This is a genomic window from Candidatus Poriferisodalis sp. (assembly GCF_965208485.1).
Lineage (GTDB): Bacteria > Actinomycetota > Acidimicrobiia > Acidimicrobiales > Poriferisodalaceae > Poriferisodalis.
Window position 1 is genome coordinate 2,899,074 of the sequence record NZ_OZ242344.1, and the last position, 26,340, is coordinate 2,925,413.

Genomic DNA, 26,340 nt, shown 5'->3' on the forward strand with positions numbered 1-26,340 from the left:
CACCGCCCGGCAGCGCGCTCTTCAGTTCCTGGCCGACACGGGCAGGGCCACATCACGTGCCGACAACGACGGAGCGGGCTGCATGGCGCGGGGTGCTCCTGATGCGGCTACGGCAAGACCATTCCGAACAGCCTCCTGCGCTTGCGACGCGTCGGGTCGCCACGCGCCCGGGAGGCACAGCACCCCGAGGCGATCTCCCCGACGCAGCGAGGCCGAGAGCCAGCGCTCCAGGTTGTTCGCCTCAGCGGCGTCGATCGCCACACAACCAAGAGGCGACTCCAGCACCAGCGTCTCGTCGGCTCTGAGCTTGATGGGCGGTTTCGTCCGCACGCCCAGCGAACCGTCATAATCGGGACGCAGTGTCACGGGCAGATACACCCGAAGATCCTCAAGTTGCGAGACGCGGCCACGAACGATGGCAGGCGACTCGTACGCTGTGTACGCCATCCACACTTCGCCGTTGCTGCGGACGAATCCTGCCCCGCGCACAGGTGGCGGCCGATTGTCGCCGTGCACCATCCATCTGCGAAGCTGCGCTACCGCAGTGGAGAGCGCGTGATTGTCAGCGTGGCCGCTTCGAGCAAGGCCAGCCTGGAGACTCTGCACATCGGACGGTGTGATACGGAAGATGCCGTTGCGCGCACCCTGATAGCCGCCGGAGCGCGCAATCGATTCCAAGTCTGCGTAGAGATACATGTCGGCCCATCGTCGTTGGCTCTCGTCGCATCGCTGCGGGCGACATCAGCGGCTGACTTGCAGATGAACGTTCGCACAAGCGGCAAGAATATTAAAACAAGAGTCTGACCTGACGGTATGCGGTGAAGACCTGCAGCCCGCAGGCGGTCGGCAGAAGCTTAGCGGCAGGCTATGAGATTGCTGAGCAATTGCCAAAGTTGCCGATTCGCGGACACAAAGCCACAGGTCAGAGCGTTACTCGGTCAGGCCCACATGAGCGGCCAACTGCCAGCTCAGCCGTAGCTGTCGAAACCGGCCGGGTTGTGGACCTCAATCTCGACTCGAACACCCGATCAGGCCCCGGCCTGGGCGAGCACAACGATCACGTCCTGCGAGAAGTGCTCGGCTACGACGACGACCGCATCGTCGAACTCGCCGTCGTCGCCATCGGCTGACTTGCCGCCCGTCGGCGCCGCTGTTCAGGGGCCGAGGGCGGTGAGAGGCACCACGAGAACGCCGTCGGTGCGGCGGTAGCCGTAGCCGGTGGCCGTGACGACCACGAGGTTTGACGGCGGGCCGAGCACGGTTGTGTCGACGCGGTCGCGAAGCTTGAGCAGGGCAGCAGCGGCATTGTCGACGGCTGCACTGGCACCGAGCTTGACTTCAAGAGCGATCCAGCGGCCGTCACCGCGCTCGATGATGATGTCGACTTCGAGTCCGGTGCTGTCGCGGTAGTGGTGGAGTTCGCCGCCCTGTGCCTGGGCGTAGACCCGCAAGTCCCGCACCACGAGCGCTTCGAACAGCAGACCGAGCAATGCGTGGTCGGCATCGAGCCGGGCCGGGTTGGCTCTCAGCGCCGCCACTGCCAGCGACGGGTCAGCAAACAGCCGCTTGGGACTTTGCCGGAGCCGGGCGCGAGAGCGCAAGTCGGCTGTCCACGCTGGAAGCTCCTCGACGACCAGAAGTCGTCGCAAGCAGTCGAGGTAGCTGGCCACGGTGGCGCGGTGCAGAGGCTCTTGGCCGCCGGTGTCGGAGGCGAGCGTGCGCTCCGATGCCTCCGACGCGACGTTGCGGGCGAGGGATCGGATGAGACGCATGACGCCGATGGGGTTGCGTCGCTCGCCGGTGAGCTGGGCGATGTCAGCCCGGCTGACCTCGTTGATGTAGCCGAGGCAGTAGCGCTGAGCGGCAGCGAGTTCCATCGCGTGGCAGGCGGGCCATCCGCCTCGACAGATAGCGTCGATGAGATCGCCGAGGTCCGTATCGGTGGCGGCGGCAGAATCGGTGCGGGCGGCGAACAATTCGTGGATGCCGATCTCGCCGCTCGAGAGACCGGACTCGTAGAGCGACATGGGACGCATCTGCACCCGGGTGATGCGGCCGGTGCCGGTGTGACGTGTCAGGTCGTCGGTGGGGGTGGCCGAGCCGGTGAGGACGAAGCTGCCCGCGCTGCCGGTCTCGTCGGCGGCTGCCCGAACTTGGTTCCAGATGCTGGGGACGAGTTGCCACTCGTCGAGGAGTCGAGGTCGGGGCCCCCGCAGCAGGCGATGAGGGTCAACCTCGGCAGCGGAGCGCGCCGTAGCGTCGGCACCGAACATCACCTCGCTCGAGGAATGCTGTCGCCCGGTGGACGTCTTTCCGCAAGCTCGCGGCCCTTCGATGAGCACGGCCGGCAGACCCCTCAGGCACTCTCGGACCTCAGTGTCGATGACGCGCGGCAGGTAGCCCATACCCCGCGCATTGGTGTCTCCATCGGGCACACCGTCTCGCTTCCTATGTCGCGCCTATTGCCTTCCGCTTGGACAATGTACCAAATGCAGAGAGTCTAACCAGCCAAATAGCTGATAGATGATCAGCCAAATGTTCATCCATCGATGTACCATATGACTGTCTAGGAGACTGCTGAGCAATTGCCGAAATCGCCGATTCATGGGCACAAAGCCGCAGGTCAGAGCGTTGCAGACTTGCCCGAATCCGAATAAATCAGCGGTCTCCTAGCTTCCGAACGCCGCTCGGTCGGGCGTGACGTCGGCGCCTTCTTCGAAGTCGAGCTCTCGGGTGTTCTCATTGACGTTGCGAATCACGTCGCTGTCGAAACCGGCCGGGTTGTGGACCTCAATTCGTTCAGGCGAAATCGCTTGTTGTGCGCCCAGTCGTTCCGCTTGTCCCGAAGGGCGAACACGATGTTGCGCGCACTGCGAGGCAGCTGTCGCTCGAACGTCCCGCGCCAGCAGTCGGCGACAGCGCCGAGTTCGCCGAGTTCGCCGTGAGCTCCATACGCAGATGGTGGGACACCCTCGGCCGCGACCGGTTCCCGAACGCCACACGCCTGCTGGTCACCGCCGACGCCGGCGGCTCCAACGGCTACCGGCCACGCGCCTGGAAATGGCACCTCGCCCGCCTCGCCGCCGAGACCGGCCTCGAGATCACCGTAGCCCACTACCCGCCCGGCACCAGCAAATGGAGGCTCTTCGTCTTTTGTTGGGATGGGGTCGGGTTGAGGGTCCTCGGGTAGGGGTTGAGGCTCTGCTGGGATCGGTGTGTCTGACGCCGATCCCTGGGGGGCCTCGATGAGGCGTGGTGTTGTGTCGGTGCGGCTGTGGCTGTCGCTGACTGAGGTGGTGGAGGTGATCGTCGGCGCGCCCGAGGTGCTGGTGGTGCGGGTGTGCTCGACGGTGCGCCGCCCGTGCTGTGCGGATTGCGGGACGCCGAGCGGGCGGGTGCACGACCGCCGCGGCGACGAGGTGCGGGACTTGGAGGTGTCGGGCCGGCCGGTGACGCTGGTGTGGGAGCGGCGGCGCATGGTGTGCGGGCCGTGCGGGCGGCGCTTTGCTGAGACCCGTCCGGCGTTCGAGGGCCGCGTCACGGCTCGTCTGGCGCGGCGTCTGGTCCAAGACGCCCGCCAGATGACGGTGAACACTGCTGCGAAGCGTCATGGGCTGAGCTGGGAGCTGGTCAACGCGCTGGTGGTCGCCTATGCGGGCCTGGTCGGCTCGCGTCGCCGCCGCCGGCGCTGCGGGGGTGCTGCTGGTGGAGGGGACCTCGATCCGCAAGCGGCACCGGTATGTGACGGTGCTGGTGAACGGCGACACCGGGGAGGTGCCCGCGATGGTGCCCCACCGCAGCGAGGCGGCCCTCAGCGGCTTCCTGGCTGCTCAGGGGCACCGCTGGCGCCGCGGCGTCAAGGTCGTCGTCTCGGACGGGTCCAAGTCCTATGCGGCGGCGATCGCCGAGCGGCTCGGCCACGCCCGCCATGTGCTGGACCGGTTCCACGTGATCGGCTGGTTCGCAGCCGGGCTGACCGCGGTGCGACGCGACGTGCAGCGCCGCCCCGAAGGGGCCAAGCCGGCGTTCGACCCCGAGGTGTTCCGGGCACGGTTCGTGCTCATGAAACGCCCCGACACCCTCGGCGCAGACGAACGCTCCCGGCTCGACGCGCTCTTCGAGACCCACCCGAGGCTCAAAGCAGCCTGGGACGCGCTCGGCGAGCTGCACGGCCTCTATCTCGCCAAGGACCGCAAAGGCGCCCTCGAAGCGCTCGACCGGCTCGCCGACATCTACCGCACCGGCGACATACCCGAGTTCAGCGACGTCGTCGACACCTTCCTCGCCTGGCATCCCCAGATCCTCGACTGGCACCAAACCGGCCAGCCCAGCAACAGCCGCATCGAAGGCACCAACAACCCCCACCCGAGTCCTACGCCGCAAAGCCCACGGCTTCACCAACCACACGAACCTCGAAGCCCGCGGAACACTCATAGCCCGAACCCGCCGAACCCAGCAGCCCCCATCCCAACAAAAGACGAAGGCTCAAATTGTAGTCACCTGACCTGCGGCTATGGTTTTGAGTCAAGCTGCCGCGGAACGCTTGTGCTCTGAATTCGGAACGCTCTGGGATTGATTTCGGAACGCGTTGCCTACAGCACAGTCTCTAACTCCCTACTCTTGCCGCGGCCACATCGACGACCGTGTATCCAATGTCGGTTGTAGTCGCTCGCCTCAGGAGGATGAGAGGAATTCCAGGTCGAACGAGAAAGACCTGCGATAGTCGTAGACCGTCATTACCTCGGCGGAGATGAATTCGAACTTGATCTCCTTGACTGCTCCCATGGGCGTGCACTGCTCTGACCAGAGTTTCTGAAGCCGATCGCACATCAAGAATGCGCGACTCGGATCATCAATGCGCTCTTGCAATTGGTGGGCGATTTCCGCAGCTGACAACCGATTGACACTGTGCACCACGCCAGTCGGCGGATTGACAAGAGGATCGATCTCGGGCAGAAAATCCGGAGGAAACAGGAGTATGACTGTGATAGCGAATGCGTCCTTGTCCCAGTCAGGATCGACGGAAATCCGCACATCAAGAGCTTCCCTGTAGAAGGCCCCCTCCGGGCTGTTTTCCTTGCCGTGTTTCGTGACCACATGACTGCGCCACTTGTCAAGCGATCTTGGCACATCATCTGGGAAGGCAAATCGGTTGAATTTGCGAGCTACTGCCCGAGTGAAGTCATTGCGCTCTTGATCGTTTGAGAGTCCTTCTGCGCACCCGTGCCATAGGAGAACGCCCGACTCTGCGGTGATGATTCGCTCTAGGTCCGCAAAATACGAGCCGTCTCTGTACGCCGGGAGGTGCGCGTAGCGCGTTAGTCGACCGAGACGGCCTTGGGCGGCGTAGTTCCCTTCAAGCTGTGCTAGCGGCGCTAGAGCCACAAACGGTGGGTCAATGCCTCGTCGTGGCATGAGATCACATGTCTGCGTCAGAATGGCGTGGCCGTGCGGAGCATCTTCACCAATAGCAGACAGATGCCCTGCTTCGACATTGCGACGAGCGTGTTCAGTTGTTGGCGAGTCACCATGCGCGAGCCAAGTGTGCCGCTTGAGTGAGGACAGAACATCCCCCTGGCGAAACTCACGAAGCTGCTCGCACTGATCCTCTGTCAGCCACTTGGATGCTGAAGACACGGATCAGCGTTCTTCTTCGTCGTCAATGACCTCCGCGAAAACGAACTCTCCATGGGCAGTACGCCCTCCGCTTGCCGACTCAGTCAGCGCTTCGATGTCGAAGTCTCGCTTCACGCTTCTTGCGAGCGCGAGTTCTTGGAATCTGGATCGCCCGCCGTCTGGTGCTGGCCTCATGAGGGCATCGCGGCGTTCCTGTGGGGTAGAGCCCAGTTCCGAAACAATCTGAGCCAGCTCAGTCAGGCGCTCCTCATTGAATGAATTCATCTGCGCGCCTGCCGCCCACATATGGATGGCGCGTCGGCTTACGCCGAACAGGCGCCGGAGTTGGTCCCAAGTCAGGGCTGAGTCTTCCTTCAGCTGGCGGACCCGCGAGGCCATTTCAGGTGTCGGATGCGGGCTGCTCTCCATCCAACGCGTGAATACTCCCTGCGATGAAGTCGAAGCTGCCGACTCGACATGAGCCGCGACCTCATCCCAAGAACCGTCACAGAATATGCCGGCCAGCAGACCCGCATACCGAGTCATGACAGACTGTTCCGCTGCCGCCTCGTCGTGTTCCATGGTCGGCGCACTCATGGTCACAAACCTGAACGCGAAACCGAACGAATCGCTGTCGGAGGCTCTCGAAATCGATGCCCCTGTTCCGAGTGGCTCTTGAGTCACATTGATTTTCATTGCTCCGCTCCATGAGCTACCAAGAATTCATCTGAGACTGCCCACCTGAAGAATCCGTAGACGATGTCGGCGTACCGACCCGCCTTTGCTTCACAAGCTTCCGAATCGAATGGCTCCGCAACCTCAGTGAACGCGTCAAGGTCTAGTATCCAGCTAAGTTCGTCCAACGCATCAAGCGACAGATCGTGGGTCATCCCGGGAGGCAGATGACCCCATTTCCCCGAGAGGCGCACTTCATGGATGCTGAACTCTGCCTGCATCATCCCTCTGACGGTGACTCCCTCGCCAAGCTCAGCGTTTGACAGTCCGAGCAGTTCAGGGCGGACGAACTCAGGCAGCCGGTCCAGCATCTCGTGGCCGCTCAACCGATCCACATATCGGACTCCCACCCGGCTGATATGGCCTGGTCGGATATGTTCACGGACCGCATTGAGGGCATCTGCCAAGCGGGAGAGAAAGTCGTCCCGATCGCTGTAGTCGCTGCACGCCAAAGAGACGAAGTTCTCGGCCAATGTCACCTGCCAGTTGCGCTCGACACCCCAGAACCTCCAGAGCGCGGAATCAGACATCTGAAGCGCGCCGCTGGCCCCTAGCGCGACTTCCTGCTGCGTCTCTTTCTCGACGAGCGGGTACGCATGCCTGATTGCCTCTTGGAAAGGAGCGACGAAGCTCTGCTCGCGTACGCTCAGGATTGGGGCGAAGCGCACTTGGGCGACGACTCTCACCAGCGGATCGCGATCCAGGTGTACGCGCTCCACGCTCTCGCCGAACGGCATCTTCGGGGTCAGGGTCCAAGTTGCCATGCTTCACACTTCACTTCACATACTACAGAGCGAGCACTCGGCGAGACGCGAAAACCGGCTTAGGCGGTTGACCTGCGGAAACGAGGCATCGCGGTGCGCCTCGTGCGCTCCGCACGCGAAAGCCCAAGGCCCAAGACGGGGCCAGCGCGCTCCGGTCGCTTCGCACTCTGAACCTCGCCCACCTTCACCGATCAGGATCCCGCTGTCGCGCCGCTCAGGGCGCGCATGGCATCCCGTGCGGCGCGATGGGCGGCACGGCGGGCGGGCAGAGCGCGGGCGGGCAGCGAGATCGCCGCCGAGGTGGCTGCAACTGGGCACACCGCCATGGCAGCAGTGCACCGGTGGGGCCGGACGCTGCTCGGCGCCGATGCGGGCCGCACCGACGGCGTCACGGCGTTGGGACTCGACGAGATCCTGATGTTCCGCCGCGGCCCCTGTCGCTGCGAGCGCTGGGGCGACACCGTCGTCGGCGTGCACAGAGGCGTCCTGTTGGACACAGTCGCTGGCCGCAGCGCCGAGGGCGCCGCCAGACGGATCCGGGGCCGCACGTCGCAGCGGCGACAACGCATCCGCTGGGCGGTGACGGGGCCTCTCAGGCCCGTACCGCAAAGCGTTCGGCGGCACCGTGCCGCACACGGCCCAGATCGCCGACCCGTTCCGCGATCAAGCTCGCCAACCCGGCCGTCGACGACGTGCGCAGACGCGTCCAGAACCGCACCACCGGCGGGCGGGGAACCAAACACGACGCGCTCTGCCGGACACGCCGCCTGCTGCTGCGAGCCGCCGAGCGCATCACCGAGCGAGGCCGCACGAAGCTGGTCGGCCTGCTCGCCGCCGGCGGCCCACGCGGCGAGGTCCGCGACGCCTGGCGCGAAGAGCCCATAATCTCCGACCAGCCGACGCTGCGACGAGTCCCCAACGGACGCGACAGCACATCGTCGGCACGGACAGGGCATATGACACCGCAGGGTTCGTGGCCGACGCCCGCAAAGCGGGGTTCACGCCTCATGTCGCCCAGAACACCGCCGACCGGCGCTTCGCGATCGGCCGGCGCACCCCGCAACGAGGTCTTCAACCAGCACGGCAGCGTCGTGTTGGTGTACTCCCCCACCCGCATGATCCTCTGCCACCACGCCCACTGGCGCCGCACGGGTCGCGTCGCGGCAGTACGGTCGGCGGGATCCTCAGACCAGCTGTAGGGAGGCGTCATGAGCAGGTTTACGGGACGGGTGGCCATCGTGACGGGGGCGGCCGGCGGGATCGGGTTGGCTGCGTGTGAGCGGTTCGCTTCGGAGGGCGCTTCGGTCGTAGCGGTGGACTTGGCCACGGCCGACTTGGGTGCGGCGGTCGCTGCGGCAGAGGCTCACGGCGCCGCGGCGCTGGCCGTCGGCGCTGATGTGACCAAGTCCGACGAGGTCGCCGGGTACGTGCAGGCGGCCATGGACAACTTTGGCCGCGTCGACGTGCTGTTCAACAACGCCGGCATCGAGGGCACCTATTTTCCGATGGTCGACTACCCCGAAGAGGACTTCGACCGGGTCATCGCGGTCAATGTGCGCGGGGTGTGGCTGGGCATCAAGTACGCCGCCCCCGCCATGGTCGCCAGCGGAGGCGGCGCCATTGTGAACACGGCATCGGTGGCGGGTCTGTTCGGCGCCCGGGGCATCTCGCCGTACTCGGCCAGCAAGCACGCCGTGGCCGGTCTCACCAAGTCAGCCGCCCTCGAGCTGGCCACCTCGGGCGTGCGGGTCAACGCCGTCTGCCCATCGCCGATCGAGACGCGCATGATGCGCTCGCTCGAGACCTTCATCGGCGGCGATGACGCCGACGAGGTCCGCAAGGCGTTCGCCGAGCGCCTGCCCGCGCAGCGCTACGGCGAACCCCACGAGGTCGCAGCCCTCGTGGCGTTCTTGGCCTCCGACGACGCCGGTTACATCACCGGCAGCCTCTACCCCATCGACGGCGGCTACAGCGCCGGCCGCTGAAGGGCGGCGCGCGGCGCGCTGGTGGGCCGGGGAGGATTCGAACCTCCGTAGGCGAAGCCGACGGGTTTACAGCCCGCTCCCTTTGTCCGCTCGGGCACCGACCCCAGAGGTGGGCAGGCTACCGGCGCACCTGGCACCGACAGCATGGCCGATGATGCCTCACATTCCAGGGTCGGGGGCCTGATTCAGGTCGCTAGCTTGCGGGCATGCCGTCATTCGATGTTGTCTCCAAAGTGGACATGCAGGAGATCCGCAACGCCGTGGATCAGGCTTCCCGAGAGGTCGCCAATCGCTACGATTTCCGCAACACCGGCAGCGCGGTGGAGCTCGGCGAGGGCGTCATCAACTTGCGGTCGAGCACCGAGGACCGGCTGGCAGCGATGCGCCAGCTGCTCGAAGAGAAGCTGGTGCGCCGCCAGGTCAGCCTGAAGGCCGTCCACTACGGCAACGTCGAGGAGGCCTCGGGGGGCACGGTGCGCCAAGTGGCTGCGCTGCAGGCCGGCATCTCGTCGGACCGGGCCCGTGATCTGAACAAGTTCATCAAGGGCCTCGGCATCAAGGGTGTCCAGTCGCAGACCCAGGGCGATCAGATGCGGGTGATGTCGAAGAAGCGGGACGACCTGCAGGCGGTCATCGCCGAACTCAAGGCCGGCGACTTCGACGTACCACTGCAGTTCGAGAACTTCCGGGACTGACACCGGCCTGCGTCGGGCAGCCAGCCGGCACTCCACAGCTGTGCGGCCGGTTAGATCGCTTCCTGCCAGGAGCCGTCACGCAGCCGGCGGATGCGTTCTTCCATCGGCGGGTGGGTGGTGAACAGGCCTTTGAAACCCATCCGGCGGCTGGCCAGCGGGTTGGCGATGTACATCTGGGCCTGGTTGGCGTCGGCCAGGCTCGGAACAGTCTTGGAGGCCACGTCCAGCTTTTCGAGCGCCCGGGCGAGCGGTTCGCCGTCGCTGATCATGCGGGCGGCGGTGCGGTCGGCCTGGTACTCGCGGCTGCGACTGATGGCCATCTGCAGCAACATCGCAGCAATCGGCGCCAAGATGATGAGCAGGATCTCTCCGAACGGATTGCGGTCGTTGTCGCGTCCGCCGCCCCCGAAGATCAGGGCGAATTGGGCCATGCGGGCGGCGAAGGTGATCGCCGTGGCCACGGCCGCTGCGACTGAGCCGATGAGGATGTCGCGGTTGCGGATATGGGCCATCTCGTGCGCCAGCACGCCACGGATCTCGTACCAGTTCAGATGGCGGATGAGTCCCTCGGTGACGCAGACCGCAGCGTTGCGCGGGTTGCGGCCGGTGGCGAAGGCGTTGGGCTGCGGGTCGGGCGAGACGTACAGCCGCGGCATCGGCATGTCCGACAGCGTGGTGAGCTCACCCATGATCCGCCAGTACTCAGGGAGCTGATGGGGTTGGACCTCTTGGGCCCGGGCGGAGCGGATCGCCAGCTTGTCGCTGAACCAGTAGCTGCCGCCCACCATGACCAGGGCAATGACGACGGCGATCGTGAGGCCGCCTTGGCCCCAGAAGCTGCCGATCCACAGGATCAGACCAGCCAGGCCGGCCAGGAGAACGGTGGTCTTAGCCGTGTTGCGCACGTCGTGCTGCACCTCATTTCGGTCGCTGTGTTGCGGACGCTGTGCGGTTGCGGTTCAGGCTAACGACAGCGGTCCGTCGCTCAGGCGCAGGATGGGTCGCGGCGGCGGTCCGTCGTCGGTGCGGCTGCGGCTGCGGCTGAGTCGGCGCACTGCGAGTTCAGTTCTTGGCGTCGACGAGGCGCCAATCGTCCGAGCCCGGGCTGTAGCGACCGCGGAAATCAGGATCGAAGGCGGCGGCCAGCTCGGCGGCTTTGCCGATGGACGAGCGGTAGGCGTCGATGATGGCGTCCTCGGCGTCGTAGTCGAACGGATCCTGCATGCGCCGTTCCTTGGTGCTGCCGCGCCGGACCGGGTTCTCTGCCAGCCAGCGCGCCGTGAGGCCGACAGCTTCGACCACGCCGACCTTGTCCCGATAGCCCAGCTCGGCGATCATCAGGTCGGGCGCCATGGCCCGGTGCAGCGATTCCTCTTCGCCAAGGAAGGGGCGGGCAGGCGTGGCAAGCTCGCCGGGCAGGTTCACGATGTCAAGCTCGACAGCGAGCGCTGCGGCGATCACCTGGATGGTCTGGCGGGCCGTCAGGGTGTGCTCATCGCTGATGTTGTAGGCCTTGCCGGCGGCAACTTCGGGATGGTCGGCGGCGAGCGTGAGGGCATGACCCGCATTGGGGCCGTACGCGGCGGCGCGCAGCGTGAGGCCCCCGTCGGCCACGATAATCCGGCGACGGCCGTCGATGATTCGACGCACGATCAGCCACTCGCGCGGGTTGATCTGCTCTGGGCCGTAGATAAGCGGGTAGCGAAAGATGGTGGCATCAGGGTGGTGCTCGAAGAGCACATCCTCGGTGGCGACGATCTTGGCCACCTTGTCGTTGGCGTCGTTCACAGCACGTTCGGATGACTCCCGCAGCGGCATGAGCAGGCCGCGTGGCCAGTTCTCCGCCGGCCGGGCATAGCCCCGGTAGACGGGGATGCCCCCGACAGCGATGAACTGGCCGCAGCGCCCCACGAAGTACGGCGCCAGGTCACGCAGCCGTCCGTACATGGCATAGACGACATCGAACGTGGCGTTGCCGAGGGCCTCTTCCACTTCGTCGATGCGGAACGGGTTGGTGTGGATGTGCGGGACCTCGGGCGGGAGGGTGTCCACCTCGTGGCGACCGGTGTGCAGGATCGTCACGTCGTACCCGCGCTCGACGAGCCCGCTCACCACACCGGGTCCCGTCGGCCCCGTGCCGCCGATCACCAACGCTGTCTTCACTGGTTCATGCTGTCAGATCTGGGGATGGGGGCTCTTCGCGTTTGCGCGTGGAGTAGGTCGGTGAGGGTGCTGGTGGTGTAGGCAGGGATCCCCCAGAATCGGAGGTGTCAAAGCTTCCGAGTCGTGGAGGATCCCTGTGGCTGTTGACCTTACGCGTGCGTTGCTGTTGGTCGTCGGCCTTGGGCCGGGCGTCGCGGTGAGCGGGGTTGCTGAGCGGCGCGGCGCACGGATCGAGATCGGTGTGGAGCTGACCGGGCGGCCGTGCTGTGGGGGCTGCGGCGGACCGGTGTGGGCGCACGGGTCGAGCCGGGTGGCGCTGGCGGACCTGCCGGCGTTCGGGCGGCCGGTGCGGCTGCGGTGGGCTAAGCGCCGCTGGCGCTGCCCCGAGGCTGGCTGTTCGGTGGGCACGTTCACCGACCGGCACGACGCGATCGCGCTGCCCAGGGCGAGGATGACGACCAGAGCCGCGAAGCACGCCACCCGCCGAGCCGGTCTGGGCCGGGCGATCGGCGAGACCGCGGCCGAGCTGGGCTGCGGCTGGCACACCGCGATGGCAGCGGCGCACCGGTGGGGCCGGGCGCTGCTCGACGCGGACCGGGGCCGTCTGGTCGGGGTGACCGCTTTGGGCCTCGACGAGATCCTGATGTTCCGCCGCGGCCCGTTCCGCGAAAAGCACTGGGGCACCACCTTGGTGGACGCCCGCCGGGGCAGGCTGCTCGACATAGTCCCAGGCCGCAGCGCCTCGGGCGCGAAACGCCGGCTGGGCGCACGCCCCCCGAGGCGGGCGAGGGCGTATCCGCTGGGCGGTCACGGGGCCTGTCGGGGCCGTATCGCAAGACCGCCCGCGAAGCGCTCCCCCAAGCGACCCAGGTCGCGGACCCGTTCCACGTCGTCAAGCTCGCCAACTCCACCATCGACGACGTGCGCCGCCGAGTCCACAACCACACCACCGGCGGGCGCGGCGCCAAAGGCGACCACCTCTACCGCACAAGACGGCTGCTGCTCAAAGCCGCCGAGCGCATCAGCGACCGAGGCCGCACCAAGCTGCGCGGCCTGCTCGCAGCCGGCGACCCCCGCGGCGAGGTGCGAGACGCCTGGCACGCCAAGGAGACCCTGCGCGGCATCTACCGGATACCCGACCGCGACCTCGCCCGCGAGGCGCTCGACGAGCTCTCACGCGACCTGCGAGACGAGACGTTCAGCGCTGAGCTGAACAAGCTCGGCCGCACCCTGCACGCCTGGCGCACCCAGATCGCCAACTGGCATCTCTGCCAAGTCACCAACGGCCCCACCGAGGCAGCCAACAACCACGCCAAGCTCATCAAGCGAGTGTCGTTCGGGACCGCCAACCTCGACCACTACAGAACCCGAGTCCTGCTCTACGCCGGCAAGCCGAACTGGACCCTGCTCGACAACCTCACCCCACGCTAAAACGCGAAGAGCCTGTAATGGTTGGACTGCGAGGCTTTGTCTGAGGCAACCACAATAGGGGTGTCCCCGCTGCAGTCTGTAGCGGTAAGCCCCTCATAGCTTCCGACCGACGAGGAAGCACCAACCGCATCGACGACAACCAACGACAAACCAAGAAACGCAACCGCCAACAGAACCGCCGACCAGCGCCGCCGCACCGAACCAAAGACAAACACGGCCCGTCATCCTCAGTCACGAACGCTGCAGACCCCAAGGGCGCAGGCAAGCAGCGCTACCCAAGCGGAACCGACGGCAACAGCCACCGAACCCCCAAGAGCCTCAACAGCGACCCACCGTATCCCGCAGCGGCCGATATGGCTTTCGCGAGCGGCGGCCTCAGTGGGGGTGGTAGCCGCTGTCGATGTAGAGGGTTGGCAGGTCGAGGTCTCGGTACATGCGGACGTTGCGCATGTCGTCGTCGATGGCGAGGCGGGGGGTGTAGCCGCACTCGAGGAGCGCCTGTGTCTGCTCGCCCTTGAACAGCGGCGACGGCTGGAAGTCGCCCATGGGCCGCATGATGAGCAGGTCCCAGCGGACCTCGTGCTTGATCAGCCAGTTGAGGGTTGCGCCCGAGACCCAGGTGGGCCGGGACGTGAGCGCCACGACGACCAGCTCGGGGTTGAGCAGCACCAGCAGCTCGAAGACTTCGTCGAGTACGTCGTCGTCGCCGACATCGGCGAAGAACGAGTCCCAGTCGCGCCACGGGCCGTCGAGGTGATGCTGGCGGTGTGCGGCGTCGGCGAGCACCCCGTCGATGTCGACGATGACGCAGTCGCCCGGCGGCACCGGCCCATCCCGCCACCACCAGTACGATGGCCAGTCGCCGCCGCTCAACCTGGCCATCACTCTTCGGAGGGCGCTGGCAGGTAACGCCGAGCTCGAGTCTTGCCCACAGCGCGAACGAGACCCGAGGCTGCGAGAACATTCAGGGTCCGGCGCGCCTCAGCCACGTCCACGCCCAGGAGCTCTGCGGCCTCCGCCGAAGAAAGACCACCGCGACTCGCGAGTTCATCGAGCAGGCGCCGCCGGTAGAGATGCGAGGTATTCACCCCAGCGCTGCCAGCACGCCGCACCACCTCAGGGGACAACTCGTACTGCGCACCGCCGGCCCTCCCGACGCGAACGAGCAATCCGCCATCGACCATGCGCGCCAGCAGACGGTCTACCTCCGCATCCTCAGCCAGCGCGTCAGCTACGTGACGCCGGGCCGCGCTCCCGCGCCGGTACACCTCGACGAGAGCGAGACGTTCTGAGGCAGAAGCGAACACATCACCGAGCACCCCCAGCCACGCCAGCTCTTCGACGCTCACCCGGAACTGGTTCCGCAACGTAACCGTGACTGACGACGGCGTCGCCTCAAACTCCGGGGGAGGCATGAGACGCGCCTCCATCTCTCGATACATGCGATCGACGCCCTCGCCGAATTCTTCCACCAAGCCGATATCTCGCAGGACTCTCATCAAGCGTCGATTACGGCTGAAGTGCTCGACCCGCATGTTCTGCTCGTTGATGTGCCCAGGAAGCGAGCCGGGACTGCGAATCTCGACGCGGTCGTCCCACACGGTGACATCGATGGTGGCGCCGGCCAAGCCGTAGTCGCGGTGCGCTAGCGCGTTCAGCAGGGCTTCACGGAGAACCGGTACCGGATACTCGGGAATCGCCTCGCGAAAGAGCCCCGAAACGACCTCGAAGCTCTTGGTGTGGCTATCGACGAATTCAAGACAGCACTCCAGCACCGCCGCGAGAGGACCGGCACAAGACTCGCGGTCGACTATGGGGCCAAGATCTGGACCGATGCCGTCGCGGCGAATGAGCTGCGCCTCCGCGCCTGGAACGAAGCGACGCGGATCGCGTGCAAACAGCACTGCCCCAGCAACCAGCACAGTCGCGCCTGCGATGCCGTCGGAAGCCTCAGCAACGTTGAGATCGACAAGCGCTCGCCCCAGATCGGCAACCTCGATCTCGCTGCGGCCCTGGCGGGCGAGAGCACCGTTGACGACGCCCAGGTCGAAGGCTTCAGGATCGAACGCGCCGTCAATCGGGTTGGCCTCAGCAGAGGCGCGCTGTCGCTCAGCCACGAATCGTCCCAGCTCATCACCCTGCAACGGCATCGAGTCTCCGCCAACGCGGCGCAAAAGCCGTCCATTGGGGGTCGTCACGATTCGTCCATGAACCTCGGGCACGCTTACGACCACGATGTCGCGCCCGTCCACTTCGACAGGCTTCAGATCGACGACGACGTTGCACTCGTTGGCGTAGCGCGTGAGCCGATTTTGGTTGTTCTGCGTCAACGAGCATCCGACAATCTCGCGGTCATCGCTGATGCCGCATACCAGGAGGCCGCCGTTCGTCATCGCCATGGCGGGAATCGCTGCGAGCAGGCTGTCAGCTATGCCGCGCTTGAACTCCAGCGTCTCACGTTCGACCTCGCCGACAAGATTCCAGAACTGCGACGCGGACATGCGCTCGGGCAGGTCATCCAGACTGAGCTGTGAACGAGACACACCGCGAAGGCTAGTAGAAGATATTGAAATCTTGAGCGATAAATGCGGAAGGTCGTGATTTTTGCAGGAAAATATTCAAATCTTGCTGGCTGTGTTGCGGAGCAGGTGAGAGTTTTGGGCTGAAGATTTGACGATCTTGCAGTGAGAGTGAGAATGAGGACGATTTGCGAGAGAAGATATTCAAATCTTGGCCGAGGGATTCGAGAACTGCGATTCTCGCGAGGCAGTTGTCGAGTCTCGGCCGATTCGCGAGTTGAGCTCAATCCTCGCTGGGGGCCTCGGCGGCCCGGGTGCGGATTTCCTCCACGACGCCGGCATCGGCAAGCGTGGTGGTGTCGCCGAGCTGGCGACCCTCGGCCACGTCTCGCAGCAGCCGCCGCATGATCTTGCCCGAGCGGGTCTTGGGCAGATCCGGCACCAGCACCACCGCCTTGGGCCTGGCGATCGCTCCCAGCTTGGCGGACACGTGCTGGCGCACTTCCTCCCGCAGCTCGTCGGTGGCATCGTGGCCGCCGCGCAGGATCACATAGCCCACGATGGCTTGACCGGTGGTGGCGTCGGTGGCACCCACGACAGCGGCTTCGGCAACGGACGGGTGATCCACCAGCGCCGACTCCACCTCGGTGGTGGAGATGCGGTGGCCCGACACGTTCATCACGTCGTCGACCCGGCCGAGCAGCCACAGGTAGCCGTCATCGTCGATCTTGGCGCCGTCGCCGGCGAAGTAGCGGCCCTCATAGGTGCTCCAGTAGGTCTCGCGGTAGCGCTCGGGGTCGCCCCAGATGCCGCGCAGCATCGACGGCCACGGCTCGGTGACGGTCAGGTAGCCGCCGCCGCGCTCGACCGGGTTGCCGGCGTCGTCCACCAGCTCGACGGATATGCCCGGGAGCGCATGGGTGGCCGAGCCCGGCTTGGTCGTAGTGACGCCGGGAAGCGGGGTGATCATGTGGCCGCCGGTCTCGGTCTGCCACCACGTGTCCACGATGGGGCAGGTGCCGCCGCCGATGTGGGTGTGGTACCACATCCAGGCCTCGGGGTTGATCGGCTCTCCGACCGTGCCCAGCACCCGCAGGCTGGACAGGTCGTGCTGCTCGGTTTCGACCGCCCCCCATTTCATGAACGTGCGGATGGCCGTGGGCGCCGTGTACAGCTGCGTCACGCCGTAGCGCTCGATGATGTCCCACAGCCGATCCTTGGGCCACGCTGCCCGGTCGCCGTCGCGGAACTCGGGACGGGGCGTGTCGGGCGTGCCTTCGTACATGACCGAGGAGGCACCGTTGGCAAGCGGCCCGTACACGATGTAGCTGTGGCCGGTGACCCAGCCGATGTCGGCGGCGCACCAGTACACGTCGACATCGGGCTTGAGATCGAACACATAGCGGTGCGTGAACGCCACCTGGGTGAGGTAGCCGCCGGTGGTGTGCATGATGCCCTTGGGCTTGGCCGTGGTGCCCGAGGTGTACAGCAGGTACAGCAGATCCTCCGAGTCCATGTGCTCGGGCGGGCAGTCGGCTGAGGCGCCGTTCATCAGGTCGTGGTACCAGTGATCGACGCTGTCGTTCCAGGACGTGTCCTGGCCGGTGCGGCGCACCACCACCACGTTCTCGATGGTGGTGGTGGCCTCGACCGCGGCGTCGGCGGTGTCCTTCAACCCGAACGGCTCGCCGCGTCGGTAGCCGCCGTCGGCGGTGATGAGCAGCTTGGCGGAGGCGTCGTCGATGCGGTCTGACAGCGAGTCGGCCGAGAAGCCTCCGAACACCACCGAGTGAGCTGCGCCGATGCGGGCGCAGGCCAGCATGGCGACCGGCAGCTCGGGGATCATCGGCATGTAGATGCACACCCGGTCGCCCCGCTCGACACCGAGGCGCTTGAGCACGTTGGCGAACCTGCACACCTCGTCGAGCAGGTCGGCGTAGGTGATCGTGCGGGTATCACCCGGTTCGCCCTCCCACCAGTAGGCCACCTTGTCGCCACGGCCTGCCTCGACATGGCGGTCGAGGCAGTTATACGACACGTTGAGCGTGCCGCCCAAGAACCACTTGGCGAACGGCAGGTCCCACTCGAGCACCGTGTGGAAGTCGGTGAACCACGACACGTGCTCGCGGGCTTGGCGGGTCCAGAACGCCAGCCGATCCGCAGCGGCCTCGTCGTACAGCGACCGGTCGGCGGCGAGCGCAGCAGAGCGGAACCCCGCCGCGGGCTCGAACACACGGTCCTCGACGTAGTAGTCCTCGATCGTCGCTTCGGTCGATGCGTCAGCCATCGCTGCCCCTGTCTCGTCGTGCTGATGCCAAGCAGGTCGGGTCGGCGACGTCCCTCTGCTCAGCCAATTTCGCAGGGTAGTTGGCTGCTGGCCGGCCACTCGCTGCGAGCGACGGCGCGACGGCGCAGGCGAGGCTCAGTCGCGCTGCGTGGTGGTGAGAGTGATCGTGAAGCCGGTCACTGGGGTGCCGTCGGTGTCTCGGAGGGCGTTGGCGGCTGCGGCGGGGAAGTAGCGGACGGTGGCGTCGCTGCCGGCGACGATGGCAGTGCCGAGCGTGATCGTGATCGTGATCGTGTTGCCGTCTACGACCACCCCGCTGGGGGACTGGCTGTTGACGGGGTTGCCATCGAACGCTGCTGCCGTCATGGGCAGCGCCAGCGTCACAGCGTCTTCGCTCACCGTGATACTGGTCGGCTTGTTGAACACGACGCTGCCGTGGAAGGTACGTACCAAGAACCAGCGCCGCTGTAGCCCTGCGGGGCCTCGAGAACCGGCTCGCGGACGGCGACGGCCGAATTGGGGGGGGGGGGGGGTCGCTGTATCGACATCAGTGAGTCCACCTGCCCCAACGCAGATGACCTCACACACAAAAGAGCTGAGGCCAAAGTGTGCCAGAAGTGGCGCTTCGCGTTTTTGTGGGTTGAGGTGGTGCTGATGGTTTGTTGAGGTGGGTCGAGGCCCTGCTGGGGTCGGTGTTTGCAGACGCCGAGCCCCGGGGGGCCTCGATGGCGAGTGGTGTTGTGTCGGTGCGGTTGTGGCTGCGGCAGGTCAAGGCGCTCGGGGTGCTGGTCGACGTGCCCGGGGGGCTGGTGGTGGTGGTGTGCTCGACGGCGACGCGGCCGGTGTGCTCGGACTGCGGCGAGAGAAGCGGGCGGGTCCATGACCGGCGCGCCAAGAGGGTCCGGGACTGGGGGTCTCGGGCGGGCCGGCCACGCTGGTGTGGGGCCGGCGGCGGATGGTGTGCGACGGCTGCGGGCGGCGGTTTGTGGAGGGTCATCGGGCGTTCGAGGGCTGTCTCACGGCTCGTCTGGCCCGCCGGGTCGTCGCCGGCGGCGGCGACATGTCCGTCCGGGCGGCGCCGCGGCGGGCGGCGGCGCGCCGTCATCGGGTGGGCTGGCACACGGCGATGGCGCTGGTGATCGCGTACGCGGGTCTGGTGGGGGATCATCGCCGCCGCCGCCGGTGCGGGGTGCTTTGGGTGGACGAGACCTCGATCCGCGAGCGGCGCCGGCATGTGACGGTGCTCGTCAACGGCGACACCGCCAAGACCCTCGCCGTGGTGGCTCACCGCAGCGAGGCGGCCCTGTCGGGCTTCCCGGCCGCTCAGAGCCACAGACGGCAAAAGGCGTCAAGGTCGTCGTGTCCGACGGGTCGGTGTCCTATGCGGCGGCGACCGCTAAACGGCTCGGCCACGCCCGCCGCGTCCCGGGGCCGATTCCACGTCGTCAGATGGCTCGCGGCCGCGCCCACCGCGGCGCGACGCGACGTCCAGCGCCGCCCGCAGGGCTCAAGACCCGCGTTCGACCCCGATGCGTTCCGGGCACGGTTCGCGCTCACCAAACGCCCCGACACCCTCGACGCCACAGAGCGCGCACGCCTCAATGGCCTGTTCACCGCTCATCCTCGGCTCAAGACAGCCTGGGACACGCTCAGCGAGCAGCACCAGCTCCACCCCGCCAAAGACCGCGAAGGCGCCCTCGAAACCCTCCACCGGTTCGCCGACATCCACAGCAGCGGCCACACACCCGAGCTCAACAGCACCGTCGACACCTTCCTCGCACGGCACACCCAGATCCTCGACCGGCACCACACCAGACGGCCCAGCAACGAACCCATCGAAGACACCAACAACCTCCACCCGAGTCCTGCGACGCAAAGCCCACAGCTCCACCAACCACACCAACTCCGAAACCCGCGACATCCTCATCACCCAACCTGACCCCAGCAACCCCAATCCCACAAAAACGCGAAGGCTCCGATTTCTCCGAGCCGGTCAGGGCGCTCGTGGACGCGACGATCTCGGTGATCGGCGAGGCGATCAAGCGAACCGTCATCAGCGGCTCGTCGCTGCGACCGCTGGCTGCGGCAGTGTGAAGCAGTCCGCTTCCGCTCAGCTGCCGCTTCAGGTCAACTGACCGGGTCGAACCATTCCAGCCCTTCGAATCGGGAGAAGCCGGCGGCGGTGGCGATGCTCGCTCCGTTGGTGAGCGCGGTTGCGGCAAGCCAGGTGTCGGGCACCAGGTTGCCTCGCAGCAGCCGATCCGCCTCGGTGAATGCTGCGAATTGCTGCCAGGCCGCCGCAGTGGCGCGGCGCGTCCGATTCGCCCAGCACGCGGCGGGCGGCCCATCGCACTGCCACGCCGACCGCGAGCCGTCCCACAGTCGGAACGCTCCGGCTCGGACATCGGACATCGGACATCGGTAGCGTCCGGCCGATGAGCGCTGCTGTGGAGCCAGCCCTGGTGACGGCTCCCCACAGCGCCTTGGTCTGGCGATTCGATCAGCCCATTGAGCTGATCTCGTCGGCGGCAGTGGGCGGCGGCATCGGTCGGGTCGATTGGATCGTGAACGTTGGCGTCGGCAGCGGTTACGCCCGGATCGATCTGGATGCACATGCTGCTGAAGTCGCGGCCGAGCTGAGCCTGCGCGGCAATGGAACTGCGCTGTTCACGGCGGTGGATGCGGAGCGCTGTGCGACGGCCGAGTGCGACGGCGTGGTGGTGCATGCCACGGTGGGTGTGTCGAAGCCGACATGGGCTGCCGAGGCGGGCTTTCCTGTCACAGCCCCCGGCGAGACTCTCGGCCTTGACCGTCCGGCTTCCCATCTTGCGGGGGGTGATAGCACCGACGAACACAACATCGGGACGATCAACATCGTGGCGCAGCTGCCTGTCGGACTCGAGCCGGGCGCCGCAGTCAACGCCGTGATGACGATCACCGAAGCCAAGACCCAGGCGCTGGCTGAGTGCGGGATCGCCGGCACGGGCACCGCGACGGATGCGGTGGTGGTGGCGTGGCCTGCGGACGGGCATCGGGAGCGCTTTGGCGGACCTCGCTCGGAGTGGGGGCAGCGGCTCGCTGTGGCCGCGCATGCGGCGGTGCGCGACGGCCTGACGGTACGTGACGGCGCTTGACGGCGCTTGACGGCGCTTGATCTGATCACGTGACAACATCGCTCGGGTTCAGTGGGACAGCCGTGGCCAAGCCGATCACATGACCACACCACCCGAACCCAACGGGACAGCCGTGCCTGGCTCGGCGCGGCGACGTCGCCGGGACGGTGTCTCACGCATTGGGCTCGTCAGGCAGAGTCACCGAGCTGGCGCGGCATGCGGCACCGCTCGCAGTGGGCTCGCTCGTCGTGCGGGCGGTGCAGCTCTGGGGTTGCTGGTGGACCGAGTGGCGGGAGAGCCGCCGGGACCGGTGCATCCCGTCGCAGCCTTCGGGAAGCTGATGACGCGCGTCGAGCGGCTGCTATGGGCAGATCGGCGATCGCACGGCTTGATCTACGCAACGATCGGTGTGGCCATCGGCGCAGCCGCCGGGGCTCTCCAGCGCTCGACCTCCTCGGCGGTCGCACTGACCGCAGCCGGACGCGAGCTGCGGTTGGTGGCGATGGGAATTGCCGGCCTGCTCGAGGCGGGAGACATCGATGCGGCTCGTGCCGAGCTTCCCCGACTCGTGGGTCGTGACCCCAGCGAACTCGACGAGTCAGGGGTGGCAGCGGCCGTCATCGAATCGGTCGCCGAGAACAGCGTTGACGCCGTGGTGGCGCCGGTGTTCTGGGCGATCGTGGCCGGGGCGCCAAGTGCAATGGCCTACCGGGCGGTCAACACCATGGATGCAATGGTGGGACGCCGCGACGAGCGGTACCTCAACTTCGGATGGGCGGCAGCCCGGCTGGACGACATTGCCAACTATGTGCCAGCGCGGCTTTTCGCCGCCTTGGTGACAGTGCTGCGTCCGCGGCAGGCGCATGCCATCTGGACCGCGACCCGGCGCGATGCCGCCGCGCACCCCTCCCCCAACGCCGGCGTCGCCGAAGCTGCTGTGGCCGCCGCAGTTGGCCGGGAGCTGGGCGGGCCGCTGCGCTACGGCACTCGGCAGGAGCACCGGCCCCGGCTGGGCGAAGGCCCGCGGCCGGCGGCCAGCGACATCGAGACTGCGGTACGCCTCGCCTCGCAGGCCGAACTGCTGCTGGCAGCGGTAGCTGCGGCCACATGGCTCGTCGCTCGTCGCAGGCGAGCTCTCACGGATCGTTCCTGAGCCAGGCTCCCACCTCCGTCTGTGCCGTCGAGGGGGCGACGACGCCGTTCGGAAGATCGCCGACGTTCGGCGGTGATGACCGAGCGCACGCATGAATCGCCCTGCTGGCCGAGTCGTTCAAGTCAGCCTGATCAAGCTGAGGCGGTGTTCTTGCCGGCGGCATGCACTGCCAGCAGGTCCATTTCACACTCGGTTGGGTGTAGTTAAAAATATCTGAAAACATATGTCATATATTTGTAATAATCGAATCATCACATAGACGTTTTCGTGTGACACCCATTCAGTAGAGTGAACGTATGTTCTCGCAGGTGCAGCAGGCGCTCGATTGCCTCGGTGCGGCCCTCGACGGTGTCGAGGCGACGCCGACCGGCGAGCTGCGTCGCACGCTGGGGCTCGCTAAGCAGCTGCGCTCGCGCGTCGAGCTGCTCGAGACCAAGGCCGCGTCGGCGGTCGCGCAGCGTGAGCGCCACGGCGACGGCGGCGCAGGGTTGCTGAACCAGATCGGCGGACGGTCGCGTTCCGAGGCCGCCCGCAACGTCCGCACCGAAGCGGAGCTCGCCGAGCTGCCTGCGGCTCGCACCGGGGTATCAGACGGCGAGATCAGCCTCGCCAACGCCGCCAAGCTGGCGCAGGCCGCACGCAAGACCAGCCCCGACGCGGTGCAAGGCGACACCGATCTGATCGGGCTCGCCAAGACGCTGCCCGACGACGAGTTCGCGCAGGCCGCGCAGCGCTGGACGATCCGGCACCAGAGCGCCGACGATCTCGCCGTGCAGCACCGGCGCAACCGGCGCAACCGCCATGTGCGGTTCTGGAACGGCGATGACGGCTCGGTGCAGATGCGCGGTTCGTTCGATGCCGAGATGGGGGCCCGCATCCAGCAACGCCTCCGCCGACAAGCCGAACAGATTCGCCAAGCAGACCGCCGCCGCCAACAACACGAACAACAGCACAGCCACGGTGCCGAATCCGGCGATGCCGCATCCGGGGCAGCAGCGTCGGGCGATGGCGCGACCCATGACAGCGTCGTGCCCGGCAAGGCCATCCGCACTCGCGACCAGCGCATGGCCGACGCCCTCGACACACTCCTCGCTAGCGGCACAGCACCGGCGCACTCGGCCCACGCCGCATCGCGACCAGGCGAGTCTGGCGAGTCTGGCGACGAAAGCAAGCCGACGCATGCACCGAACGCTGGCGAATGCGAGCCGACGCATGCGCCGCACGCCGACGGCGCCCCGCTGACAGCACGCAGCGCGTCGGCCGGCGATCCGCCGCAGACAGGCCCGGTGACAACGCCGGGCGGCGATCCGCCAGCGACTGCGGGCGCCAGTGACGCCAGTATCGATGCCGCACTGTTCTCACCACTCGAGCGCTCGGATACCCCATCGACCGGGGCCATCGGCGAACTCGACGACGCCCGACGCGCCGAACCGGCTGCCGAAGCTGAGCCGACGCCATCGATCGGGCGCAAGGCGACTGGCGCGGAAATCATCGTGCGCGCCGACCTCGCTGCCCTAACCGGCGAGTCCGGCGGTATCGCCGAGATCTGCGGCGTCGGCCCGATCCCGCCCAGCACCATGGCGCGGCTGGCTTGCAACTCCGACGTGTGGATCGAGATCTTCGGCGACCAGCTCACGCCGCTGTATGAGACCGTCGCCAGCCGAGCACCCACCGCCGCACAACGACGCGCGCTGATCGCCCGCGATGGGGCGTGCATCGGGTGCGGGGAACCACCGGGCGAGTGTGAGGCCCACCACATCCTCCCCTGCCAACGCGGTGGCAAGACCCGCCTCGACAACCTCGTGCTGGTGTGCTGGCGCTGCCACGACCTCATCCACGACCACAACTGGCAGGTGACTGTCCGCAGTGGCCGCTACCGGCTCGCACCACCCGACCCAGCACACCCCACCGAACCCGCCCCCCAACGCAAACCCAAACGCCCAGCACCCCAGCCCGCAGCCGGCGTCACACCACTATGGGACGACCCCGCAGCCTGAGAGCGCCGAAGTGACTGACCTTCCCCGACCCGATCTCACTAGATGGTTAGTTCCAAGGGGTCAGTGCAAACATCTATAGTGAAAGATACTGAAATATACGCAAAAAGATATTGAGCGCTCAGGAACACGGGCGCGAGCAGCGGATGTCCGAGCCGGAGCTGAGCCGGAGCGCAAGGTCGGCAACGGACTCAGGAGCCGAGCAACCCGCGATACGGAAGTCATCGATGTCTCTCGATTCTTCTTGGTCTATTGCACACTCAGGTTTCCAGCGCCAACCTTGGAACTAATCATCTAGGCACCGCCAGCCGGACGGCGACGAGCCAGGCCTGCAGCGGCCCGCCATCGAGAACGGACTGCTCAGGCAGACACTGGAACAGACCATGAACACAAGGAGGTGCAGCGAGGCCAAGTTGGTCCGATCGGCACCAAGCCTGAGCAGACCGGAACAGACCATGAACACAAGGAGGTGCAGCGAGGCAGCAGGGCAGTAGGAACAGGATCACCGGGACTGCGCCGCGGCGCAGAGTCTCAGCCGACGTGCCACTCAGCGGCCCAGAAGGCGCCCATGCCGTGTGGATCGGTGAGTGCGGCGGCTTCGTCGAGCAGGGTCCGGGCTGCGAGCGAGTCGGCAGTTGGGTTGGCTCGGCTTCGCTGCCACAGACGCTGTGCTGCCACCGTCATGTCGGCGATGCCAGCGCCGGTGAGCCAATCGGCTTGGAGGGTCAGCGTGGCACCGGGCGGGAGCTGGTCGAATGCCACGTCGCAGGTGATGTCGGCCGAGCCGGGGTCGCCCAACGGGTCGTGCCCGCGGCGATGGGCACGGTAGGTACGCAACCACTCCGTCACGGAGCGCGCCGCCAGCTCAGCGGTGGTCGGCACTCCGTAGTCGAATACCAGCAGGCGGCCGCGGTCAACCAGCCGCAGCGCCCGGCCGACCCAGACCACCGCCTTCAACTGCAGCGGCACTCGTGCGCCCGGCTCGGCATGAGGCGCCAGCGCATCGGCCATCGCCGCCGCATCGTCCGGTGCATCGAACAGCAACTCCGACACTGTTCCCGTGGCGGCGGCGGGGGCGGCAACGGCGGCAACGGCGGCGGCGGGACCGGCGACACCAGCAGGGTCGGGGGCATCGGCGACAGCACCTGCGAGGGCGGCGGGGGCGGCAACGGCGGCGGTTCCGGCAGCGGACAGGAGCTCCTCAGATTCGGACGTGCCGTCGCATTCGCTGGTTTGTGAGGCCTCGGCCGCGGGCTCATCGCGTTTGATGTGCACCTCTCGCCAGCCGGTCGCTGAGCGTTCGAGCAGGCGGAACGGCAGGTTGTCGAGCAGCTCGTTGGCGAGCACCACACCGACCACCGGGCCCTTTGGGAGATCCGCCGCGGCAATCACAGGTTGTTCCGAGCTAGTGACAGGCCCGTCGCCCGCATCCTCATCGCCCGTATTGGCGCGAAGCCCAGTGACCGGCGAGGCGGGGGGGCGGCTGTGCATATCAGCGACGGCGGTGAGGGCGTCGGCGCGCTGGTGGGCGACGCGCTCCACCATCACGTAGCGCAGTGCTCGACGACAGTCGCCTGCGTACGTCAGGACCTGGCGGCACAGCGTCCCGCGGCCGGCACCGCCCTCGACCACGACAAACGGGTCGGGTCGGCCGAGCTCGTTCCAGGTGCGGTCCAAGTAGCCGGCCACACACCGGGCAAACAACGTGCCCAACTCGACCGAGGTGGCGAAGTCGCCATCGCGCGCTGCCGGTCGGCCGCCGCGCACGTAGAAACCCGACGGGCCGTACAGCGCATCTTCCATGAAGGCATCGAAACGCACGGTGCCGCCGACGGGACCAGACATCGGCTTCAGTCTGGACGCCCGACCGGGATCACGTGCCCCG

General features: G+C 66.7%; 24 protein-coding genes, 1 tRNA gene and 5 pseudogenes. 15 read left to right on the plus strand and 15 right to left on the minus strand.

Annotated elements, in window-relative coordinates; all coding sequences use genetic code 11:
• Positions 1-21 precede the first annotated feature (21 nt).
• A complete protein-coding gene (locus tag ACOGXQ_RS13565; RefSeq protein ID WP_419944172.1) occupies positions 22-696 on the minus strand; it encodes a hypothetical protein in 675 nt (224 codons plus the stop codon).
• 302 nt (positions 697-998) lie between these two features.
• Here ACOGXQ_RS13565 and ACOGXQ_RS13570 point away from each other — a divergent pair, with 302 nt between their 5' ends.
• The gene (locus ACOGXQ_RS13570; protein ID WP_419944173.1) at positions 999-1,130 is read left to right on the plus strand and encodes a hypothetical protein; all 132 of its coding nucleotides are present in this window, start codon (positions 999-1,001) and stop codon (positions 1,128-1,130) included.
• 24 nt (positions 1,131-1,154) lie between these two features.
• On the opposite strand, the gene ACOGXQ_RS13575 is transcribed toward ACOGXQ_RS13570, so the two are convergent.
• A complete protein-coding gene (locus tag ACOGXQ_RS13575) occupies positions 1,155-2,435 on the minus strand; it encodes an ATP-binding protein (RefSeq protein WP_419944174.1) in 1,281 nt (426 codons plus the stop codon).
• Between the two features lie 320 nt (positions 2,436-2,755).
• Positions 2,756-2,881, minus strand: coding sequence for a hypothetical protein (locus tag ACOGXQ_RS13580; RefSeq protein WP_419947402.1), 126 nt, complete (start codon positions 2,879-2,881; stop codon positions 2,756-2,758).
• Here ACOGXQ_RS13580 and ACOGXQ_RS13585 point away from each other — a divergent pair.
• The 3 genes and pseudogenes from ACOGXQ_RS13585 to ACOGXQ_RS13595 all read left to right on the plus strand — a co-directional run.
• Positions 2,840-3,139, plus strand: a pseudogene (locus ACOGXQ_RS13585) (ISAzo13-like element transposase-related protein); the annotation flags it as partial. The gene ACOGXQ_RS13580 and the pseudogene ACOGXQ_RS13585 overlap by 42 nt on opposite strands.
• 106 nt (positions 3,140-3,245) lie before the next feature.
• Positions 3,246-3,428: pseudogene (locus tag ACOGXQ_RS13590) on the plus strand (hypothetical protein); the annotation flags it as partial.
• A gap of 223 nt (positions 3,429-3,651) precedes the next feature.
• The gene (locus ACOGXQ_RS13595; RefSeq protein ID WP_419944175.1) at positions 3,652-4,554 is read left to right on the plus strand and encodes an ISL3 family transposase; all 903 of its coding nucleotides are present in this window, start codon (positions 3,652-3,654) and stop codon (positions 4,552-4,554) included.
• Positions 4,555-4,674: 120 nt separating this feature from the next.
• On the opposite strand, the gene ACOGXQ_RS13600 is transcribed toward ACOGXQ_RS13595, so the two are convergent.
• The 3 genes from ACOGXQ_RS13600 to ACOGXQ_RS13610 form a co-directional block, all read right to left on the minus strand.
• Complete coding sequence (locus ACOGXQ_RS13600) at positions 4,675-5,637, minus strand: hypothetical protein (RefSeq protein ID WP_419944176.1); 963 nt, start codon at positions 5,635-5,637, stop codon at positions 4,675-4,677.
• A gap of 3 nt (positions 5,638-5,640) precedes the next feature.
• Entirely contained in the window at positions 5,641-6,213 is a 573-nt protein-coding gene (locus ACOGXQ_RS13605; RefSeq protein WP_419944177.1) for a hypothetical protein, read from the minus strand.
• A 95-nt stretch (positions 6,214-6,308) separates the two neighbouring features.
• Positions 6,309-7,088, minus strand: coding sequence for a TIGR04255 family protein (locus tag ACOGXQ_RS13610; RefSeq protein ID WP_419944178.1), 780 nt, complete (start codon positions 7,086-7,088; stop codon positions 6,309-6,311).
• A 272-nt stretch (positions 7,089-7,360) separates the two neighbouring features.
• Here ACOGXQ_RS13610 and ACOGXQ_RS13615 point away from each other — a divergent pair.
• From ACOGXQ_RS13615 to ACOGXQ_RS13625, 3 genes and pseudogenes are all read left to right on the plus strand, one after another.
• A pseudogene (locus ACOGXQ_RS13615) lies at positions 7,361-7,936 on the plus strand (transposase); the annotation flags it as partial.
• 116 nt (positions 7,937-8,052) lie between these two features.
• Positions 8,053-8,172: pseudogene (locus ACOGXQ_RS13620) on the plus strand (IS5/IS1182 family transposase); the annotation flags it as partial.
• A 151-nt stretch (positions 8,173-8,323) separates the two neighbouring features.
• Positions 8,324-9,100, plus strand: coding sequence for an SDR family NAD(P)-dependent oxidoreductase (locus ACOGXQ_RS13625; RefSeq protein WP_419944179.1), 777 nt, complete (start codon positions 8,324-8,326; stop codon positions 9,098-9,100).
• A 19-nt stretch (positions 9,101-9,119) separates the two neighbouring features.
• On the opposite strand, the gene ACOGXQ_RS13630 is transcribed toward ACOGXQ_RS13625, so the two are convergent.
• Positions 9,120-9,204, minus strand: a tRNA-Tyr gene (locus ACOGXQ_RS13630).
• 102 nt (positions 9,205-9,306) lie between these two features.
• Between ACOGXQ_RS13630 and ACOGXQ_RS13635 the strand changes: the two genes are divergently transcribed.
• On the plus strand, positions 9,307-9,795 hold the full coding sequence (locus ACOGXQ_RS13635) for a YajQ family cyclic di-GMP-binding protein (protein WP_419944180.1): 489 nt from the start codon (positions 9,307-9,309) through the stop codon (positions 9,793-9,795).
• Between the two features lie 50 nt (positions 9,796-9,845).
• On the opposite strand, the gene ACOGXQ_RS13640 is transcribed toward ACOGXQ_RS13635, so the two are convergent.
• Positions 9,846-10,700 (minus strand): zinc metalloprotease HtpX, encoded by an 855-nt coding sequence (locus tag ACOGXQ_RS13640; protein ID WP_419944181.1) that lies wholly within the window; start codon positions 10,698-10,700, stop codon positions 9,846-9,848.
• Positions 10,701-10,857: 157 nt separating this feature from the next.
• Positions 10,858-11,958, minus strand: a complete 1,101-nt coding sequence (locus ACOGXQ_RS13645) for a hypothetical protein (protein ID WP_419944182.1) — start codon at positions 11,956-11,958, stop codon at positions 10,858-10,860.
• 241 nt (positions 11,959-12,199) lie between these two features.
• On the opposite strand from ACOGXQ_RS13645, the pseudogene ACOGXQ_RS13650 reads away from it, so the two are divergent.
• Together ACOGXQ_RS13650 and ACOGXQ_RS13655 are read left to right on the plus strand one after the other, a co-directional pair.
• A pseudogene (locus ACOGXQ_RS13650) lies at positions 12,200-12,343 on the plus strand (transposase family protein); the annotation flags it as partial.
• 182 nt (positions 12,344-12,525) lie between these two features.
• Positions 12,526-13,389 carry an ISL3 family transposase gene (locus ACOGXQ_RS13655; RefSeq protein WP_419944183.1) on the plus strand — a complete coding sequence of 288 codons (864 nt, stop codon included), beginning with the start codon at positions 12,526-12,528 and terminating at the stop codon, positions 13,387-13,389.
• Between the two features lie 375 nt (positions 13,390-13,764).
• On the opposite strand, the gene ACOGXQ_RS13660 is transcribed toward ACOGXQ_RS13655, so the two are convergent.
• The 4 genes from ACOGXQ_RS13660 to ACOGXQ_RS13675 all read right to left on the minus strand — a co-directional run bounded on the left by ACOGXQ_RS13660 (position 13,765) and on the right by ACOGXQ_RS13675 (position 18,648).
• On the minus strand, positions 13,765-14,271 hold the full coding sequence (locus ACOGXQ_RS13660) for a hypothetical protein (protein WP_419944184.1): 507 nt from the start codon (positions 14,269-14,271) through the stop codon (positions 13,765-13,767).
• Positions 14,271-15,932 (minus strand): ATP-binding protein, encoded by a 1,662-nt coding sequence (locus ACOGXQ_RS13665; RefSeq protein WP_419944185.1) that lies wholly within the window; start codon positions 15,930-15,932, stop codon positions 14,271-14,273. Before ACOGXQ_RS13665 ends, ACOGXQ_RS13660 begins: the two co-directional genes overlap by 1 nt.
• 259 nt (positions 15,933-16,191) lie before the next feature.
• Positions 16,192-18,195 carry an acetate--CoA ligase gene (acs, locus tag ACOGXQ_RS13670; RefSeq protein WP_419944186.1) on the minus strand — a complete coding sequence of 668 codons (2,004 nt, stop codon included), beginning with the start codon at positions 18,193-18,195 and terminating at the stop codon, positions 16,192-16,194.
• 135 nt (positions 18,196-18,330) lie between these two features.
• Positions 18,331-18,648, minus strand: a complete 318-nt coding sequence (locus tag ACOGXQ_RS13675; RefSeq protein WP_419944187.1) for a hypothetical protein — start codon at positions 18,646-18,648, stop codon at positions 18,331-18,333.
• Between the two features lie 272 nt (positions 18,649-18,920).
• On the opposite strand from ACOGXQ_RS13675, the gene ACOGXQ_RS13680 reads away from it, so the two are divergent.
• Entirely contained in the window at positions 18,921-19,334 is a 414-nt protein-coding gene (locus ACOGXQ_RS13680) for a hypothetical protein (RefSeq protein WP_419944188.1), read from the plus strand.
• The gene (locus ACOGXQ_RS13685) at positions 19,256-20,134 is read left to right on the plus strand and encodes an ISL3 family transposase (RefSeq protein WP_419944189.1); all 879 of its coding nucleotides are present in this window, start codon (positions 19,256-19,258) and stop codon (positions 20,132-20,134) included. Before ACOGXQ_RS13680 ends, ACOGXQ_RS13685 begins: the two co-directional genes overlap by 79 nt.
• A gap of 188 nt (positions 20,135-20,322) precedes the next feature.
• On the opposite strand, the gene ACOGXQ_RS13690 is transcribed toward ACOGXQ_RS13685, so the two are convergent.
• Positions 20,323-20,607, minus strand: coding sequence for a hypothetical protein (locus ACOGXQ_RS13690; protein WP_419944190.1), 285 nt, complete (start codon positions 20,605-20,607; stop codon positions 20,323-20,325).
• Between the two features lie 23 nt (positions 20,608-20,630).
• On the opposite strand from ACOGXQ_RS13690, the gene ACOGXQ_RS13695 reads away from it, so the two are divergent.
• From ACOGXQ_RS13695 to ACOGXQ_RS13705, 3 genes are all read left to right on the plus strand, one after another.
• Positions 20,631-21,329 (plus strand): adenosylcobinamide amidohydrolase, encoded by a 699-nt coding sequence (locus tag ACOGXQ_RS13695; protein WP_419944191.1) that lies wholly within the window; start codon positions 20,631-20,633, stop codon positions 21,327-21,329.
• 256 nt (positions 21,330-21,585) lie between these two features.
• Positions 21,586-22,461: an adenosylcobinamide-phosphate synthase CbiB gene (gene cbiB / locus ACOGXQ_RS13700; RefSeq protein WP_419944192.1), complete on the plus strand. Its 876-nt coding sequence runs from the start codon at positions 21,586-21,588 to the stop codon at positions 22,459-22,461.
• Positions 22,462-22,757: 296 nt separating this feature from the next.
• Positions 22,758-24,458 carry an HNH endonuclease gene (locus ACOGXQ_RS13705; RefSeq protein ID WP_419944193.1) on the plus strand — a complete coding sequence of 567 codons (1,701 nt, stop codon included), beginning with the start codon at positions 22,758-22,760 and terminating at the stop codon, positions 24,456-24,458.
• A 528-nt stretch (positions 24,459-24,986) separates the two neighbouring features.
• On the opposite strand, the gene ACOGXQ_RS13710 is transcribed toward ACOGXQ_RS13705, so the two are convergent.
• Entirely contained in the window at positions 24,987-26,300 is a 1,314-nt protein-coding gene (locus ACOGXQ_RS13710; protein ID WP_419944194.1) for an SAM-dependent methyltransferase, read from the minus strand.
• Positions 26,301-26,340 lie beyond the last annotated feature (40 nt).

Bases quoted from the DNA above. Each gene is read 5' to 3' on its own strand.
- ACOGXQ_RS13695 (WP_419944191.1), top strand. From the start codon at position 20,631: ATGAGCGCTGCTGTGGAGCCAGCCCTGGTGACGGCTCCCCACAGCGCC.
- ACOGXQ_RS13605 (WP_419944177.1), bottom strand. From the start codon at position 6,213: ATGAGTGCGCCGACCATGGAACACGACGAGGCGGCAGCGGAACAGTCT.
- ACOGXQ_RS13565 (WP_419944172.1), bottom strand. From the start codon at position 696: ATGTATCTCTACGCAGACTTGGAATCGATTGCGCGCTCCGGCGGCTAT.
- ACOGXQ_RS13660 (WP_419944184.1), bottom strand. From the start codon at position 14,271: ATGGCCAGGTTGAGCGGCGGCGACTGGCCATCGTACTGGTGGTGGCGG.
- ACOGXQ_RS13710 (WP_419944194.1), bottom strand. From the start codon at position 26,300: ATGTCTGGTCCCGTCGGCGGCACCGTGCGTTTCGATGCCTTCATGGAA.
- ACOGXQ_RS13635 (WP_419944180.1), top strand. From the start codon at position 9,307: ATGCCGTCATTCGATGTTGTCTCCAAAGTGGACATGCAGGAGATCCGC.
- ACOGXQ_RS13685 (WP_419944189.1), top strand. From the start codon at position 19,256: ATGTCCGTCCGGGCGGCGCCGCGGCGGGCGGCGGCGCGCCGTCATCGG.
- ACOGXQ_RS13625 (WP_419944179.1), top strand. From the start codon at position 8,324: ATGAGCAGGTTTACGGGACGGGTGGCCATCGTGACGGGGGCGGCCGGC.
- ACOGXQ_RS13705 (WP_419944193.1), top strand. From the start codon at position 22,758: ATGTTCTCGCAGGTGCAGCAGGCGCTCGATTGCCTCGGTGCGGCCCTC.
- acs (WP_419944186.1), bottom strand. From the start codon at position 18,195: ATGGCTGACGCATCGACCGAAGCGACGATCGAGGACTACTACGTCGAG.
- ACOGXQ_RS13610 (WP_419944178.1), bottom strand. From the start codon at position 7,088: ATGCCGTTCGGCGAGAGCGTGGAGCGCGTACACCTGGATCGCGATCCG.
- ACOGXQ_RS13690 (WP_419944190.1), bottom strand. From the start codon at position 20,607: ATGTCCGATGTCCGAGCCGGAGCGTTCCGACTGTGGGACGGCTCGCGG.
- ACOGXQ_RS13595 (WP_419944175.1), top strand. From the start codon at position 3,652: ATGCGGGCCTGGTCGGCTCGCGTCGCCGCCGCCGGCGCTGCGGGGGTG.
- ACOGXQ_RS13680 (WP_419944188.1), top strand. From the start codon at position 18,921: ATGGCGAGTGGTGTTGTGTCGGTGCGGTTGTGGCTGCGGCAGGTCAAG.